Annotated in this window: 1 protein-coding gene; it reads left to right on the top strand. The window is 74.1% G+C overall.

The window, feature by feature from the left end; translation table 11 throughout:
* The coding region (locus tag ACLWS4_RS37555) for a 5-oxoproline transporter, DUF969 family subunit (RefSeq protein ID WP_416876511.1) at positions 1–421 on the top strand (421 nt) is incomplete at both ends.

Below are 421 nucleotides of genomic sequence, written 5' to 3'. Positions count from 1 at the left end.
GTGCTCCCGGTGATCGGCCTGCTGGAGCGCTACGGCCTGCGCGAACAGGCCCGCAATCTCATCGGGCGGCTCGGCAGGCTCAGCGCCGGCCGGTTCCTCACCGTCTACCTGCTGGTCCGGCAGGTCACCGCGGCCTTCGGACTCAACAGCATCGGCGGCCCCGCCCAGACCGTGCGGCCCCTGGTGGCGCCGATGGCCGAGGCCGCCGCCGTGACGCGGACCGGGATGGCGGCGCTGCTCGGGGGCGACCCCGAGACGACCGTCCCGCATCTGGAGAAGCTGGGGCTGACCCCGGCGAACATCAACGGCGCGGGCCAGATCGTCGCCGCCGGTACCGCCGAGCAGCTCGCGGCGCTGGCCGAGGACAAGCCGGAGGGCGTCCGCAAGGTCGTCGCCCTGAAGGTCGCCGGCGCCTTCCACA

This window comes from Kitasatospora sp. SC0581 (genome assembly GCF_048159585.1).
Taxonomy (GTDB): Bacteria; Actinomycetota; Actinomycetes; order Streptomycetales; family Streptomycetaceae; genus Kitasatospora.
This window is presented reverse-complemented; position numbering and strand designations above follow the sequence as displayed.